This is a genomic window from Sphingopyxis sp. (assembly GCF_035565275.1).
Lineage (GTDB): Bacteria > Pseudomonadota > Alphaproteobacteria > Sphingomonadales > Sphingomonadaceae > Sphingopyxis.
This window is the reverse complement of the sequence record NZ_DATMST010000274.1, coordinates 1-13,457: the sequence shown is the minus strand read 5'-3', so window position 1 is coordinate 13,457 and position 13,457 is coordinate 1. Positions and strand designations below refer to the sequence as shown.

The following is a 13,457-nucleotide window of genomic DNA, read 5'->3' as shown; positions in this document are numbered from 1 at the left end:
TCCGGCCACGGCTCCGCCGCGTCCGACCCGCCGCTCCCGCCCGCACGCCGCCCCGGCTGCGGCTCCGGCAAGAGTGCGGCTTTCGGCCCTTCGGGCCAGCGTTCTCGCTGCCAAGGTCAATCCGGCTTTGCGCGAAGGTTGCGGCGGATCGTTCTCAGCGCATTCTCGAGACCTTGCGAGCGATATCCGCCTTCCGGCGTTTCGCGATCGAACAGGGCGCCGTCGTCATCCCGGCCAAGCAAGAATTCAAGCGCTTCGACAAGGTCCTGATCCATGGTTGTTCTTCCCGTCACCGCGCCAGCGTCACCGATATGGGACAATGATCGGAGTAATGCTTGGTGCCCGACCCGTAGAGCGTCTCGGCAAAGCTCAGCATGTCCGCGCCGGCGCGCCGGTCAAGGACGATATGATCGATGAAACTGTCGTAGCGCGGATCGCATTTCGGTCCCGTCCCGGCATCTGCGAGACGGAGATCGGCGTTCGAGGGCGTGCCATCATCGAGCTCGGACCAGACGCGGTCGGCTGCAAGGCCGAGCCTGCGGTTCCAGTCGCCGAGCAGGGCGAAGCGCACAGGCGCCTCGGCAGCCGCATCGACCCACGCCTCTAGCGCGGGGATCTGCTCGGACAGGATCGGGCACGCCTTGGCGGTATCTCCGGCAAAGCAGCCCGACTTCAAGTGGATCGAAAGCAGACGGAGCGGCCTCGCGCGCTCAGGTCGGAGCGTGATGTCGACGCCCGAGCGCAGTTGAGGATTGCCGAGCATGAGGCTGGTCACATCGGGGTGGCGGTCGAACGCAATGGTCTTGCGGATCGCGAATCCGACAGCCTGGCGGATCACGCGCTGCGACTTGTGCTCGCCGCCGCAGGTCCCGCTGGGCCTACCGGCGCGCTCTTCCATGACGACGGTATAGCGGGCGGGGTCGAACACGCGCTCTGCCGCCGCGACACTCTCCGCTTCCTGAAACGCGATCAGGTCGGCGTCGAGCCCATCGGCTATCTGCCGCATGGCGGCATAGTCGGCGTCGGTTCGCGGCTGACATCCGTCGCCGTTATGCTCGGCAAGGAATTCGAGGTTCCAGCTCGCCAGGGTGAGCGGCCGGTCTTGCAGGACAGAGGGCGAAAAGGGCTGCGAAGCTTGCTCGGCGCCCGCGCAAGCGCTGAGCGAAAGGAGAGTAGCAGCTATAAAGAGGAGGCGCTGGTTCATCGGGCGCTTCTGGCCGCGACGCGGGGCGCTTTCAACCTCTTCGTTGGCAGCAATATTATCTGGGGAGAGAACCTCGTCTCCCGGGAACCAGGGGGAGAGACGAGGCACTACAAGAATGCGCACCTACGAGGAACTGTTCCGAATGACGTGTAATATGATATTGATTTCGATCAAGTTTACCCGAATTTCCGTGCGGTACTCGACTTTCCAACAAGGAGGTTCGTGATCCATTGTTCGGCGCGAGCTGATGTCTGGCTTCGGCGATTCATAGGGACTTTGTGATCGCGGGAACAAGGCTGGCTCCCTTGCCGTTGTTAAAGAGCCTATATCGGAGACCGATGCATGCAGCAGCAGATTGCAGTCGTGACGCTCGGGATCGCGGATCTCGTCCGGTCCCGCCGCTTCTATAGCGAAGGCTTCGGCTGGACGCCGGTGTTCGCGAACGAGGAAATCGCCTTCTATCAGATGAACGGTCTGATCCTCGGCACATGGCTTGAGGCAAAGCTCGCCGAGGACATGACGCGGACCTCGTTCGGAGGCCCGGGGGCCTTCGCGCTCGCCCATAATGTCGGGTCGGCGGAAGAGGTCGATGCAGTGATCGCGGCACTGGAGGCTGCAGGCGGGCGGGTGCTCCGGCCAGGCGATGCACCGCCGCATGGCGGCTATCGGGGCTATGTCGCCGATCCCGACGATCACGCCTGGGAAATCGCTTGGAATCCGGCTTGGCCGATCGACGCCGAAGGCCATGTGACCTTCGGCGCCTGACGTCGGGTCTTAGCCGTTGAGGCGATCCTTGACCGCCTTCGCCGCGCCGAAGCCGAGCTTTTTCGAGGCCGCGATCTGGATGGTCTCACCGGTCGAAGGGTTGCGGCCCTCGCGGGCTGCGCTTTCCTTGACCTTGAACTTGCCGAAGCCGTTTACCGATACTTCCTCGCCCTTGGCGGCGGCGTCGGCGATCGCGGCGAACACGGCGTCGACAGCCTTCTTGCCGTCGGCCTTGCTGGTTCCGAGCGCGCTAGCAACTGCGTCCGAAAGGTCGGCATGGTTCATTCAATATCTCCCTTATGCGGTCGGCCCCTCGCCGACCGGGCGGTCTCTATAGGAGCGAATATTTGCCTTCGCTATCGCGATCAACTCGCGAGGCTGCGGAAGGTGATCGACCAGCGCGCCGTCTCGATCGGCGCGATGCTATGTTCCCACGCGTGCCGCGCTTCGCCGGTGAAACGATAGATCGAGCGGGGCGCGAGCGGCAGTGCAAAGCGGTCGAACTTGTCTCCTCGGCGGCGCCGGAAGCGCATCGCCGCCTCTGCTCCCAGCGAAATGCCGACGACATGCTCGAAGACGGGCCGGTCTTTATGCCAGCCGATGCCGGCCCCGGGGCCGTATGAAATCAGCAGCGCCTGCGCGAGGGCGCCCGGCGGAAGTTCTGAAAAACGCTCGGCGCGAGCGGCGATCGGCGCGAGCCAGTCGGGGATCGGCGCGGCGCGTGCGAAAACCCCCGTCTGGAAATCATAGCTCCATCCGAATGAGCGGGTGAGGCGTTTGCCCTCCCATTGCTGGAATTTGAAGGCCTCGAGCCCAGCATGTTCGATATGGGCTATGAGCGCCGCTTCCTCGGCTTCCGTGACGAAGGCTTCGGCCGCTTCGAGACCGGGAAGCAGTGCACGGCCAAACAGATCGGCCTGCGCCGCGGCACTTTTGCTGACAGGGTTGTGTTTCATGTCCTTGCGAGTGCGTTCAGCTTCGCCGCGATCGCTTTCCAGCGCTCGACGCCCGCATTATCCCCCGCGAGCGCGAGCGCACCGATGCGCGCTGCGACGAAGCGCGGTGCGCCCGCTCCATGCTGCTTTTCGACGGCGAGGGCGCAGGCCCAGAGATGGCGGTCTTCGGTGAGCATCAGAGCAGGGTCGGCATATCGGGGAGCGGGGGCGACGTCCTGCCGCGGTTGCTCCAGGGGTCGTTGCTATGCTCGGCAACGAGGCGGTCGCCCGGATATTTGCGCACGAGCCCGAATGCTTCGTCGGCGGGCGCGTGCAGCCAAGTCTCATGATCTTCGGGACGGAGGATCACCGGCATGCGGTCGTGGATATCGAGCAGTTCCTCGGTCGCGTCCACCATCACGCCGGTATAGGCGTCGCCCCATTCGTCGGTGGGGCGCCATAGTCCCGCCCAGGCCGCAAGCGGCTGATCGGTGACGCTGACCCAGGTCTTCGTCATTGCGCCTTTTTCGCCGACGGCTTCGGCAAAGGCGGTGAACGGGATCAGGCAGCGATGCGCCGGCTGGGCAAACCATTGGCTCCACATACCATAAGGATTGAAGAGCTGATCGTCGCGTGCGTTGTTCGTCGGGCTCGGCTTGTTAGGCAGGCCCGTCTTCTTGCTTTTGGAGTGGCGCGGAAAACCCCAGGTCATCGAGCGCAGGACGCGCTTTCCCTGCTCTTCGCGGACGACCATGCCCGAATAGCCGGGATACACATCCTCGGCGCTGTTGAACGCCGGTACGGGGAGGTCGACGCCGAAATGCGCCGCAACCTCGGCCGCGCTTTTGCGCTCGGTGTAGAGATTGCACATGGACGTCAGTCTATCAGCATCGAGCCGGGAAGGAAGGGCATGGGGGGAAACGGCGCTCTGCTAGAGCAGCGCTTGCTGGGGCCGCGCGCTCGGCGGCAATTTGCCGCTGCGCCAAAGATCGTCGGTATGCTCGGCGACAAAATTTTCTGCGGGCCGTGGCGGACGAAACTGGAAGCCGATGACATCCTTGATCGAGCCGTGGAGCCAGCGTTCATATTCATGGGGCATGAGGAGGACGGGCATGCGATCGTTGGTGGGATGCACGAGCTCGTTCGCGTCCATCGTCATGCCGGCGTAAACGGGACCCAATTCGGGGGTGTTCTTGGCGAAGCCCGCCCAGGCCATGATCGGCTGGCCTTCGGCAGAGAACCAACTGCGTGTCTTCTCGCCCGGCGAGCCGTTGGGGTTCGCGAAGTGCGTCAGCGGAATGAGGCAGCGATAGCGGGGCTCGACGACGAGACCTTCCCACATCGGGTTGGTGAGATCGGCGACGAGGCCGATGCGGCCCGGCGGATCGCCGCGCAGCCGCATCTCGCGGGTGGGGCGCGGGAAGCCCCAGAGCATCTGGCGAAGGTGCCGCCGGCCGTTCGTTTCGTGGACGACGAGGCCGGGGAGGGCCTCGATCGTCTCCGAGGGAACGGCGATATCGGTAAAGCCGCCGGCGCCGAAATGATCGGCGACGTCCGAAGCCGTGGCGGCAAGGGTGTAGAGGCGGCTCATCTCTCGGGCTTCAGGCGAAAATCTTCGTCCATTTTTGGACTTGTTCCGCAAAGCTCGCCGGCTCGAATCCGAGACCGATCCCGGTCTCGACGAGCGGGGCGCTGCCGCCGGCGGCGTAGAAGCCGCTGATGTCGCTCTCGCCGAACGGGTCGAATTCCTGCGCCCAGCGATCGAGGGCGATTGCGCGCGCGTGGAGCGCGGCGCCGCCGTGATCACCGAGTCCCTGCTCGCGCGCGAAGCGCTCAAGCAGACGGCCATGCTCCGCAATGTCGCTCGGGCTCTTCACCACAAGATGCCGGATCGTCTCGATCGCGCGCGCGAGATGCGCGCCGGTGATATGGACCGCATTGATCGCGGCGAGAAAACCGCCGGGTGCGAAAAAATCATTGGCGGCAGCATGGCCGCCGATGCGGTCGTCACCTTCGGATCTGTCGAACGGGATTACGTCACCCATGGCCGGTCTTTCGTTGCGAGTCGGTCACGGAACATAGAACAAAAATGGAACAAAGGCGAATCCGTGCCGTGTCTATCAGGGGTCGACGTCGGCGGGTTGAGGAACAAGGAAGAGCGTGCGGCCCTCGACGCGCCAAGCGGCGAGCTGCGACAGGAAATTCATGCCGAGCACATCCGTATTGCCGAGCGCGGGTGAGATCACGACCTTCAGCCGCTGTACCTCGATGGCGCCGACCGCGAGCGCATCGACCGTTCCGGCCTCGGCCCGCACCGTCCCGTTCGCGGTCTGCATCAGGAGCGGCAGCAGCGTTGCATCGGCCTCGACCCCGGCTGCGCGGGCGGTCTCCTGCGATAGCGCGGTCACGGTGGCGCCGCTGTCGACGAGCATCCTTCGCTTAACGCCATTGATTTCGGCATCGACCCAGAAATGTCCGTCGCGCGCCATGGGAATGCGCACCTCGCTGCCGACGACCTGCTGTCGATCGAGACCAATCGCCGCGGTGAGGCGGCCGAGGTTCGGATCGAAGGGGGCGTGCTGAAGAATGAGGAAGATCGCGAAGGCGAGAAGCGCGAAGGAGAAGAGGCCGCGCAGCACGCGGCCGACATAGGGGATCTTGAACAGCAGGATCAAGACGAGCGCGGCGCCAGCCGCATAGATCGCGAGTTGCTCCCAAGGGAGATCGGTGGTGAGAGGCATATCGGCGGCTTTACCACCGGCCTCGTGTCGCGTGGCTGAACGATCAGCTCTCGGAGATCGTCTCGTCCTCGATCGCCGCGGTGATCATTCTTTCCCACACCCCGGCATCCCCGACTGCCAGCATGCGCCCGCTCGGCTCCCGCATCGTCTTGAGGATAGCGAGCGCCGCGGCGGTATACTCCGGCCAGAGCATGTCGACGGCATCGGCCGCCGACCGCAGTTCGCCTTCGCCGTTCCGGCTGAGCTCATGTCCGGCAAGGACCCTGGCTATCCGCTCGACCGGAGCCGTTGCTGCAGTGTCCCGAGTCATCGGCCGTGGTTCAGATAGGCGCGGACCGCGTCCGCGCTGTTTCCGACAGCATCGACAGCCTCGCGAAGTTCTTCTTCGCCCACGCCGAGGCTCTCGGTCCAATCGCGGATCTCATAATCTTCGGAAAGGCTGATCCGATCGCGATCGGAGGCGCCCGTCAGTCTCTTGTCATCCGCCATGATGGTCTCCTGTGTCTGCGCTCGCGAAGCCGGGCCGCGCGGGAGCTGCGGCCCGGCCCAGAAGGCGCAGCAATCTGCGCCTGTCTGTGCCGCGATTCTGTCGGCACCTTGCCTTCGATACCTCTTTCGCCGGTTGAGCGGAGTGGCGCTCTCAACCCCGAATGACGCGCCGACGACGGCAAGCGTTCCCGAGAAAATTTTTCGGATTAACACAGGTTATTCCGGGGATGCGGAGGCGCGCTCGGCGCGGAACTTTCTAAACGAGCCAGCGTTACCCCGGACATCCACCACGGATGAATCGGCGCAGCTTTCACCGTCCCCCGCTCACGCGGTCGGGCGACTGGCGGACTGCGTCCAGACGGGAGATTTATCATGTTCAGATGGGCTATCATCTTTGCCGTCGTCGCGCTCGTCGCGGCGCTTCTCGGCTTCGGCGGCATCGCCGGCCTTTCGGCCGACTTCGCCAAGATCTTGCTCGTGATCGGCGTCGTCCTCTTCATCGTCGCCTTCGTATTCGGGCGCGGACGCCGCACATTGCCCTGAGTTTCCGGGATGGCCGAAGTTTCCGACTTTGCCATCCTCACGGGTGCCGGCGATCACAAACCCCTCGGTCGCCGGCACACGACTATATCGCCTTCCTTTTTCGGCCGTGTCTGAGCAGCGGCCCGACACAATCCAAGTCACCCCCGACGGCCGCTATTTCGTCATTCGCGGCCGCCTTTGGCGTATGTCGAACCCGGCGCTTGAGCCTGGCCAGCGCGAGCGACTTGTTTCCGAACTAATGACTGCCCGGCGGAACGTGCGAACGGCGCTCGCAGCAAGGGATGGCGTCGCGCTTCGGCGGGCCCGCTCGGCGATCGATCGGTCGAAACGCGCGCTTGGCGAGCGCGGACCGGTGTGGTGGGACGATGGAGCCCCGGACTATAACCGGCATATGGCAGTCAACACGCCCTACGCGCGGTGGTTCGAGGACTTGGCAGGCTAAAGCTGGCCTTCATTCACCTCATAGAGGTTCAGGACTTTGCCGTCATCAGCGGAGACATGGAGCCGCGATGGAGCGTCAGCATCGCCGTTCCGATCCCGGCCGCCGGGACGATCTTCATCCGTTCGGATGCGATGCCGCGATCCTCGAGCAAATGGGCGAGGAGGCTGATCTGGGCTTCGTCGCCGGCGATTTCGATCGTCGCGGCCGCGCGAAGGACGGTGGCGAGGTCCGCGGCTCGGCCGAGACCGATGCTCGTCAATTTGGGCCTGTCTTCGTCGAAGCCATGAAAAGTGAATGTCTCGCTTTGGCCATCGCGCGATGCAAGCCAATCGGCCATCTCGCGCGTGAGCGATCCGGATGCTGCCGCCATCGTCGATCCATCGGGAAGCGTGACGAGCGCGCTCGTCGCTGCTTCCGGCGGTGCGGCCTCAACCGGTTCGCTGCCGCAGGACTGGAGCGAAAGGGTGGCGGCACCGATTGCGAGGACGGACGTCATGAGCAATAGAATACGGGGCATCATTCATCCTCGATCCCCCTCGCAGCACCAATGCGCGACGTGAACGGATGTTGCTGCTCCCTGGCCGTTTTTAAGCCGCTGCCTGTACCTCGGCAGCGTCCTGATATCGGCATATGCCGCGGCCGCTTCGCTTTGCGGTGTAGAGCGCCTCGTCGGCGAGGCTGATCAGTTGTTCAAGGTCGCGCGACAGGTCGTCGCAGACGATGTAACCGATCGACGCCGAGACGCGGATATCATGGCTTCCGACGGCAAAGGGACGCGCGATCGAGGCTGCGACGCGTTCCGCGAGCATATAGGCCTCGTCAGGATTGCCGATCTGAAGCTGGATGATCACGAACTCGTCGCCTCCCAGCCGCGCGGCAATGTCGCCTTCGCGCAAGGTTCCCGAAATTCTTCTCGCGACCGCGGTGAGCAACGCGTCGCCGACGGGATGGCCGAAGCTGTCGTTCACAGGTTTGAAGCCGTTGAGGTCGAGGCAGTGTAGTGCGATCGGGCGGAGCTTAGCGGCGCGTACATGGCGGTCGAACCATTCGCGCAGCGCCAGCCGGTTGGGCAAGTCCGTGAGCCCGTCGCTTCGCGCGAGCGAGGCGAAGGTGAGCCGCCGGCCAATGTCGTCGAGGGCGCGGGCGTGTCGTTTGCGCAAGCTGAAGATACCGCCCGCTAGGAAAGCGGCGGTCATCAGCGCGGTCGCGATGTGGAGTGGCTTTCCGGCAACGAGCATCGTGACGACCGGCGGCATGACGGCGAGAAGGAGCGCGGCGATGGCGATGCGCGGGCGAAGGCTCGTCCCCGCCGCGACGCCCGCCGCATAGCCGATGACGAGACAGATCGCGAGCTTGTCGATGGCTGGATCGGGGAGGGCAAGCGCGCGCGCCGCGAAGAAGCCGAGCATGGCTGCAAAGACGATATAGCTCGCCGCATAGCGGCGCTCGAGCCGGCGGGCCTCACCGAGTGTGATCGCGGGATTATCCGCGGCAGCTGCGTCGCACGAGGCGACGAGGAGCCGGGCGATCGAGGCGAGGACGCCGATCGCATAGGGTCCCGCGATCAGCATGTCGCCCGATTGTTCGATGATCAGCGCCCCGCAGATGAGAAAGCCGAGCGACATCACGAGCGAGGGCAGCAGGCCATCGTAGAGACTTCGGATCAGCTCGATCTCGATCGCATCGGGTGAATATTTGACCGGGGTCGACATCGCTCAGCTCCTTGCCGAGAATTACCGCCCACCGGGAGGACCGGTTCCACCTGCGGACGGCCGAACCTCCTGAAATCCCGCACGCTCAGCCTAGACCCCGAGCGTTAACAAAGTTGGAAGTGGGGCGCATCCGACGCCCAAAAAGGTAAAGCCCCGCTGCACAAGGCTGCGGGGCTTTCCTGAAGTCGGGTCCTGAGACCCGAGCTTGCAAAGTAGATACGCGCTGACCGCCAGATCGTTCCAACGGCCGTCGATTATTTTGCGACTATCGGCAGCGCACATTGCTGCGATCGATTTCGCGCCCGACGGCTGCGCCGCCGATGGCACCGATCACGGTGCCCAGCGTTTCCGACCTGCCGTCGGCGATGACGTTACCGAGCACGCCGCCGGCGATCCCGCCGACGATCAGTCCGGTCGACCCGTCGTTTCGGCGGCAGTAATATTTATTGTCGCGGCCGCGATAGATCCGGTCGTTGTCGTTGAGGCGGCGTTCGCGATAGCGTCGGTCGTTGCGATAGTAATTCTCCGCATAATAGCCGCTGTAGCGCGGATCGGGGCGGTCATAGTCGTAGCGGCCATATTGGTCGTAATAGGCACGATCATAATAGCCATAGCCGCCGTCGTCATAGGCGTAGCTGCTGCCCGTGGAGGCGCAGGCACTTACCATGGCGGTTGCGGCTGCGAGGGGAAGGATCATCAGGCGGTTCATCGGCATCACTCCATTTGGTTGCGTGCCTGGCCGACCTTGGCGGGGCATGCGCTGGCCCCTCATGATCTAGACCCCTGAAACCATGTCGAGTTCCGCCGCCTGCCATTTGAAAGCTAACGGAAATCCCGTGGCTTGATCTTGATGCCCTCGGTGGGTTGGCCGGGAATGATACCGGACCCGAGGCGGAGGTCGGGAATATAGATGTCGCGCGGATTGCGGCCGAGCGGCTTCGTCTCCGGATCGCGCGGGTCGGGACCCACGGGGCTCTTGACGACGTCGGCGCGGCCTACCTTGTAGATATCGGCGATGTCCTTGCGCTGCCCGACGCTCGCGAGCAGCGGGGAGAGGTCGTCGAGCCTTTGCGCGACGATATGGATGACCTCGCCCTCGCGCTGAACCTGACCGCGCACACCCATCATCGCGGCGCCGAGGACCACGGGGCGATATTTCTCGAAGACATTGGTCCACACGACGAGGTTCGCGACCTCGGTCTCGTCTTCGAGGGTGATGAACATGACGCCCTTTGCCGAGCCCGGCTTCTGGCGGACGAGAACGACCCCGGCGAGGTTGACCCAGCGGCCGTCCTTGATGCCGTGAAGCTCCCGGCACGTGATGATCTTTCGCGAGCGAAGCTCGTCGCGCAGGAAGGCGAGGGGATGGGCCCTGAGTGACAGACCGGACGCTCTATAGTCCTCGACGACCTCGGCGCCTTCGCCCATCGGCGCGAGCAGCGTTTCGGGTTCCAGCGCTTCGCGCTGGAGACGTCCGGCGCGTTCGTCGGCAGCCTGAAAGAGGGGAAGGGCGGCAGGTCCGAGGCCCTTCACTTCCCATAGCCCTTCCCGGCGCGAGCTTCCGAGCGAGGCGAAGCCGTCCGCGTCGCCGATCCGGTCGAGCGCGCCGCGCCCGACCCCGGCGCGGCGCTGGATTTCCTCGGCGCTGCTATAGGGCTCGCCGGCACGGGCCGTGGCGACCGCGGCGCCATCCTCATTGGCGAGACCGCGGACCATGCGCAGACCCAGGCGCACCGCATGATATTTGCCGTTGGCCGCTTCTTCGAGTGTGCAGTCCCAGCGGCTGTGATTGACATCGATGGGCCTGATCTCGACCCCATGATTGCGGGCATCGCGGACGATCTGCGCGGGCGCGTAAAAACCCATCGGCTGGGCGTTGAGCAGCGCGGCGCAGAATGCGTCGGGATGATGGCATTTCATCCACGACGAGGCATAGGCGATGAGCGCGAAGCTCGCGGCGTGGCTTTCGGGAAAGCCGTAGGAGCCGAAACCCTCGATCTGCTTGAAGGTCTTTTCGGCAAACTCGCGGTCGTAGCCGCGGCCGACCATGCCATCGATCAGCTTGTCGCGGAAATGGCTGACCCCGCCGGTGAGTTTGAAGGTCGCCATCGCGCGGCGGAGGAGATCGGCCTCGCTCGGGGTGAAGCCGGCGCATTCGATCGCGACGCGCATCGCCTGCTCCTGGAAGAGCGGGACCCCCAGCGTCTTCTCAAGCACGCGCCTGAGTTCGGGGGTCGGGTAAGTCACCTCCTCCTGTCCGTTTCGGCGGCGGCGATAGGGATGGACCATGTCGCCCTGGATCGGGCCCGGCCGGACGATCGCGACCTGAATGACGAGATCGTAGAAGGTGCGCGGCGCCATGAGCGGGATCGACGCCATCTGGGCGCGGCTCTCGATCTGGAAAACGCCCAGCGTGTCGGCTTTGCGGATCATCGCATAGGTCGCGGGATCTTCCGCGGGAATGGTGGAAAGATCGTGCTTCAGTCCTTTGTGATCGTGCAGGAATTCGAAGGCACGGCGCATGCAGCTCAGCATCCCCAAAGCAAGGATGTCGACCTTCATGAAACCGAGGGCGTCGATGTCGTCCTTGTCCCATTCGATGACCTGCCGGTCTTCCATCGCGGCGGGCTCGATTGGCACGAGTTCGTCTAGCCGGTCGCGCGTCAGCACGAAGCCGCCGGGGTGCTGCGAAAGGTGGCGGGGCGTGTTGATGAGCGTGCGCGCGAGCTCGAGCGTCAGCGCGAGGCGCTTGTCCCCGAGGTCGAGGTTCAGCGCTTCGGCATGCTTTTCCTCGACGCCCTCGCGGCTGTAACCCCAGACCGCGCCGGCGAGCCCCGCGGTGATGTCTTCGCTAAGCCCGAGCGCCTTGCCGACTTCGCGGACGGCGCCGCGCGAACGATAACGCGTGACGACTGCGGTCAGCGCGCTGCGGGTCCGGCCATAGGTCTCGTAGATCCACTGGATGATTTCCTCGCGCCGCTCATGCTCGAAGTCGACATCGATATCGGGCGGCTCCCGGCGCTCGGCGCTGACGAAGCGTTCGAACAGGAGTTCGGACCGCACCGGATCGATCGAAGTGATACCAAGGACGTAACAGACCGCGCTGTTCGCCGCGCTGCCGCGGCCTTGGCAGAGAATCTCGCGGCGGCGGGCTTCGGCGACGATCGAGTGAACCGTCAGGAAATAGGGGGCGTAATCGAGTTCTCCGATCAATCGCAGCTCATGCTCGAGCTGAGTGCGGACCTCGGTGCTGACGCCTTCGGGGTAGCGGACGGGAGCCTTCTCCCATGTCAGCCGCTCAAGCTCCTCCTGCGGGGTGCGTCCAGGAACCTGGATCTCGTCGGGATATTGGTAACGCAGTTCTTCGAGACTGAAGGTGCAGCGCGCCGCGAAATCGACCGTGCGGGCGACCGGCGAGCTGTCCTTGAGGTAGCGGCGGAACAGGCGCTCCATCTCGGCCGCCGTCTTGATGTGGCGGTCGGCGAAGCGCTCGCGGCGATCACCAAGCTCGTCGATCGTGCATTTCTCCCGGATGCAGGTGACGACATCCTGCAGCAGGCGCCGGTCGGGCATGTGATAGAGGACGTCGCCCGTTGCGAGCGTCGGCACTTTCGCTTTGGCGGCCAAGGCTGCGAGATCGCGCAGCCTGATCGCGTCGCCGGGGCGGCGCCGGATCGTGAGTGCGAGATAGAGGCGATCGCCGAAGATGCGACTGGCGCGGGCGATCGCCGCCTCGGCTGCGCCATCGGCGCGGTCGGGAAGCAGGATCGCAAGCAGACCCTCGTTCCAGTCCTCGAGATCGGGCCAGTCGAGATGGCAGGCGCCCTTGCCGGCGCGCGTCTTTCCGACGCTGAGCAGCCGGCACATCCGCCCATAGGCCATCTTGTCGGTTGGATAGACGAGAAGTGCCGTGCCATCGGCAAGATTGAGGCGCGTGCCGGTCAACGCGCGAACGCCGGTAACCTTCTCGGCGTCCCACGCGCGCACGATCCCGGCGACGCTGTGCCGGTCGGCGACGCCGAGCGCGGGCAGTCCGAGCATGGCAGCGGCGGTGAAGAGCTCCTCGGGCGACGAGGCCCCGCGCAGGAAGCTGAAATGCGTCGTGACCTGCAGCTCGATATAGGCCGCCCCGTCATCGGTCATGCGAAAGCAACGCTGCTTGATGGCCGCATCACGCAAATGCAGTTAAACACCGGTGGCAGTCTCAAGCGAATGCGGTTCGCTACCGGTCGCATTCTCAAGCGAATGCTCCGTGAATAAACCAGCGCATCGAACCGGTTGCGGGATTGACCCCGTCGCCGAGGCGGAAGAGCCAGTAACGGCCGCCCGTCTCGGTCTCGACCTGATAATAGTCGCGGACGGTGAGGTGGGTTTCGCCTTCGATCCCGCCCTCGCGCCACCATTCGCCTTGGAGCCGCTCGGGTCCATCGCCTTGGGTGACCCGGTAGCGTTTACGGCGCCAGATGAAGAGGCGCGGCGCATCGTCGGGGAGCAAGGCGACGACATCGACTGGTTCGGGCCGCGCTAGCATGCGCGACGGCCGCGGCCAGTCGCTCCAGCTCTCGCCTGTCTCGGGCGCGAGCGCGGGGAGGGCAGCAACCGAGCGCTCGGGCATCGCGCTCGGTC

Annotated in this window: 18 protein-coding genes; 3 read left to right on the top strand and 15 right to left on the bottom strand. The window is 64.6% G+C overall.

The genetic code is table 11. From position 1 onward, the window contains the following. Positions 1 to 323: hypothetical protein (locus VN047_RS18305; protein WP_325545195.1), on the top strand; the 323-nt coding region annotated here is incomplete at its 5' end. Here VN047_RS18305 and VN047_RS18300 read toward each other — a convergent pair. Continuing rightward, complete coding sequence (locus VN047_RS18300) at positions 290 to 1,204, bottom strand: endonuclease (RefSeq protein ID WP_062179560.1); 915 nt, start codon at positions 1,202 to 1,204, stop codon at positions 290 to 292. The two genes, VN047_RS18305 and VN047_RS18300, sit on opposite strands and share 34 nt — an antisense overlap. A 342-nt stretch (positions 1,205 to 1,546) precedes the next feature. On the opposite strand from VN047_RS18300, the gene VN047_RS18295 reads away from it, so the two are divergent. Beyond that, a complete protein-coding gene (locus VN047_RS18295) occupies positions 1,547 to 1,969 on the top strand; it encodes a VOC family protein (protein WP_137893798.1) in 423 nt (140 codons plus the stop codon). 9 nt (positions 1,970 to 1,978) lie between these two features. Here the strand turns inward: VN047_RS18295 and VN047_RS18290 are convergent, their stop codons facing one another. The 9 genes from VN047_RS18290 to VN047_RS18250 all read right to left on the bottom strand — a co-directional run bounded on the left by VN047_RS18290 (position 1,979) and on the right by VN047_RS18250 (position 6,134). Beyond that, positions 1,979 to 2,254 (bottom strand): HU family DNA-binding protein, encoded by a 276-nt coding sequence (locus VN047_RS18290; protein ID WP_056350296.1) that lies wholly within the window; start codon positions 2,252 to 2,254, stop codon positions 1,979 to 1,981. A gap of 80 nt (positions 2,255 to 2,334) precedes the next feature. Continuing rightward, the gene (locus VN047_RS18285) at positions 2,335 to 2,925 is read right to left on the bottom strand and encodes an alpha-ketoglutarate-dependent dioxygenase AlkB (RefSeq protein WP_062179566.1); all 591 of its coding nucleotides are present in this window, start codon (positions 2,923 to 2,925) and stop codon (positions 2,335 to 2,337) included. Continuing rightward, the gene (locus tag VN047_RS18280) at positions 2,922 to 3,101 is read right to left on the bottom strand and encodes a DUF6961 family protein (protein ID WP_062179569.1); all 180 of its coding nucleotides are present in this window, start codon (positions 3,099 to 3,101) and stop codon (positions 2,922 to 2,924) included. Before VN047_RS18280 ends, VN047_RS18285 begins: the two co-directional genes overlap by 4 nt. After that, positions 3,101 to 3,775 carry an SOS response-associated peptidase gene (locus VN047_RS18275; protein WP_062179572.1) on the bottom strand — a complete coding sequence of 225 codons (675 nt, stop codon included), beginning with the start codon at positions 3,773 to 3,775 and terminating at the stop codon, positions 3,101 to 3,103. Before VN047_RS18275 ends, VN047_RS18280 begins: the two co-directional genes overlap by 1 nt. A gap of 60 nt (positions 3,776 to 3,835) precedes the next feature. Beyond that, complete coding sequence (locus VN047_RS18270) at positions 3,836 to 4,495, bottom strand: SOS response-associated peptidase family protein (RefSeq protein WP_325545190.1); 660 nt, start codon at positions 4,493 to 4,495, stop codon at positions 3,836 to 3,838. Between the two features lie 10 nt (positions 4,496 to 4,505). Next, positions 4,506 to 4,949, bottom strand: coding sequence for a hypothetical protein (locus VN047_RS18265; protein WP_325545189.1), 444 nt, complete (start codon positions 4,947 to 4,949; stop codon positions 4,506 to 4,508). Between the two features lie 75 nt (positions 4,950 to 5,024). Next, positions 5,025 to 5,645 carry a retropepsin-like aspartic protease family protein gene (locus VN047_RS18260; protein ID WP_252170965.1) on the bottom strand — a complete coding sequence of 207 codons (621 nt, stop codon included), beginning with the start codon at positions 5,643 to 5,645 and terminating at the stop codon, positions 5,025 to 5,027. A gap of 43 nt (positions 5,646 to 5,688) precedes the next feature. Further along, complete coding sequence (locus VN047_RS18255) at positions 5,689 to 5,955, bottom strand: hypothetical protein (protein ID WP_137893792.1); 267 nt, start codon at positions 5,953 to 5,955, stop codon at positions 5,689 to 5,691. Then, the gene (locus VN047_RS18250; RefSeq protein ID WP_137893791.1) at positions 5,952 to 6,134 is read right to left on the bottom strand and encodes a DUF3606 domain-containing protein; all 183 of its coding nucleotides are present in this window, start codon (positions 6,132 to 6,134) and stop codon (positions 5,952 to 5,954) included. Before VN047_RS18250 ends, VN047_RS18255 begins: the two co-directional genes overlap by 4 nt. 372 nt (positions 6,135 to 6,506) lie before the next feature. On the opposite strand from VN047_RS18250, the gene VN047_RS18245 reads away from it, so the two are divergent. Beyond that, a complete protein-coding gene (locus tag VN047_RS18245) occupies positions 6,507 to 6,677 on the top strand; it encodes a DUF1328 domain-containing protein (protein ID WP_077029184.1) in 171 nt (56 codons plus the stop codon). 470 nt (positions 6,678 to 7,147) lie between these two features. Here VN047_RS18245 and VN047_RS18240 read toward each other — a convergent pair whose 3' ends face one another. From VN047_RS18240 to VN047_RS18220, 5 genes are all read right to left on the bottom strand, one after another. After that, complete coding sequence (locus VN047_RS18240; RefSeq protein WP_325545186.1) at positions 7,148 to 7,639, bottom strand: hypothetical protein; 492 nt, start codon at positions 7,637 to 7,639, stop codon at positions 7,148 to 7,150. 67 nt (positions 7,640 to 7,706) lie between these two features. Next, positions 7,707 to 8,831 carry a GGDEF domain-containing protein gene (locus tag VN047_RS18235; RefSeq protein ID WP_062179597.1) on the bottom strand — a complete coding sequence of 375 codons (1,125 nt, stop codon included), beginning with the start codon at positions 8,829 to 8,831 and terminating at the stop codon, positions 7,707 to 7,709. A 265-nt stretch (positions 8,832 to 9,096) separates the two neighbouring features. Beyond that, a complete protein-coding gene (locus VN047_RS18230; RefSeq protein WP_062183763.1) occupies positions 9,097 to 9,540 on the bottom strand; it encodes a glycine zipper 2TM domain-containing protein in 444 nt (147 codons plus the stop codon). A 113-nt stretch (positions 9,541 to 9,653) separates the two neighbouring features. Then, on the bottom strand, positions 9,654 to 12,974 hold the full coding sequence (locus tag VN047_RS18225; RefSeq protein WP_137893787.1) for an error-prone DNA polymerase: 3,321 nt from the start codon (positions 12,972 to 12,974) through the stop codon (positions 9,654 to 9,656). A 94-nt stretch (positions 12,975 to 13,068) separates the two neighbouring features. Further along, positions 13,069 to 13,457, bottom strand: a 389-nt coding sequence (locus tag VN047_RS18220; protein WP_325545183.1) for a DUF6504 family protein, incomplete at its 5' end; no start/stop codon positions are given.